Raw genomic sequence first — 1,277 nt, 5'->3', positions numbered from 1 at the left:
CGGATCGGTGCACCTGACCGGCGCCGGCGCGGCCGGGCTGAACCTGTTCGCCGGGCTGTCCGCGCGGGACATCGCCGAGTGCGTCGGCTACGCGGCGACCAGCCGTCCGGACGGCGACCACCGCGAGGAACGCGCGCTGGCCGTCGACGTGCTGCGCATGGTGGTCGACGCGCTGGACGGGCCGGTGACGTTCGCCCGGCTGGCCGCGGGCGTGCGGGTGTTGTGCCAGGGCACCGGCGAGCTTTCCCCGCCGGAGCTGGACCGGCTCGCCGCGCACATCGTGGACGTCGACCAGAACGAGTGGGCCGCGCGGCAGTTGCGCCTGCTCGCCCGTCAGCTGGAGCTGCTGCACGACGTGGTGGCGGCCACCCCGACCGAACGTCCACTGTGGACAGACAATGCCGTGTCGCTGATCGCGACGGACGGCGGCCGCCACGACCGCAAGGAGCTGGTGGACCGGCTGCTCGTGCAACTGGCGCAGCGGGCCATGGACAGCCGGGGCTGGCCGGGCGGGCTGCTGGTCGTCGCCGGCGCCGACCACCTCGGCGCCACGACCGTGCAGGCGCTGTCGGAGCACGCCCGGCACGCCGGCGTGCGGCTGATCCTGATGATCGACCAGCCACAGGGCGACCTGGAGAAGTCCGCGGGCACGGGCGGCGTCGTCTGCATCATGAAGATGTACAACCACCGCGACGCCACCATCGCCGCCGAGTTCATCGGCAAGGGCCACAAGTTCGTGGTCAACCAGATCACCCGGCAGCTGGGCAGCACGTTCACCGACGGCGGCGGCGACAGCTTCGCCGCGAACACCGGGCAGAGCGGCCAGAACAAGCAGCGGCGGTCCGGCACCACCGGCCGGCCCACCGGGTTGTCCGAGTCGCGCGGCCACACCTGGACCGGCACCCGCACCTGGTCGGCCGCCGACAACGTCAGCACCTCCACCGGAACCGGCCGCGTCTACGAATTCACCGTCGAGCCCGCAGAGATCCTGGGCATGCCGGAGACCTTGTTCATCCTGGTGGACAACTCCGGCCGCGGCCGGCGGGTGCTCACGGCCGACGCCAACCCCGGCATCTGCCTGCGGGACCGGGTCTCCGCGACCCCGGCGCCGTGAGGGGGTCACGGTGCTGAACTGGTCGGAGTTCGACCTGCACGAGCTGACCGAGGTGCCGGCGCCACCCGGCGACCGGCGGGAGGAGGGCGGTGAGCGCGGCGACCGTGCCGCACCCGCCGACGACCCGCTCGCGGCGCTGGGTGTCGCGCTCGCCGGGGCCCAT

The 1,277-nt window shown here is 73.3% G+C and carries 1 protein-coding gene; it reads left to right on the top strand.

Annotation, left to right across the window (positions count from 1 at the left end; all coding sequences use genetic code 11):
- On the top strand, positions 1-1,114 hold a 1,114-nt coding region (locus G3I65_RS10655), incomplete at its 5' end, for a hypothetical protein (RefSeq protein WP_160695952.1).
- Positions 1,115-1,277: the final 163 nt, after the last annotated feature.

The sequence above is a fragment of the Amycolatopsis sp. SID8362 genome (assembly GCF_010550475.1).
Taxonomy (GTDB): domain Bacteria; phylum Actinomycetota; class Actinomycetes; order Mycobacteriales; family Pseudonocardiaceae; genus Amycolatopsis; species Amycolatopsis eburnea.
Note: the sequence above shows the minus strand (reverse complement) of the source record. Positions and strands in the feature narration are given on the sequence as shown.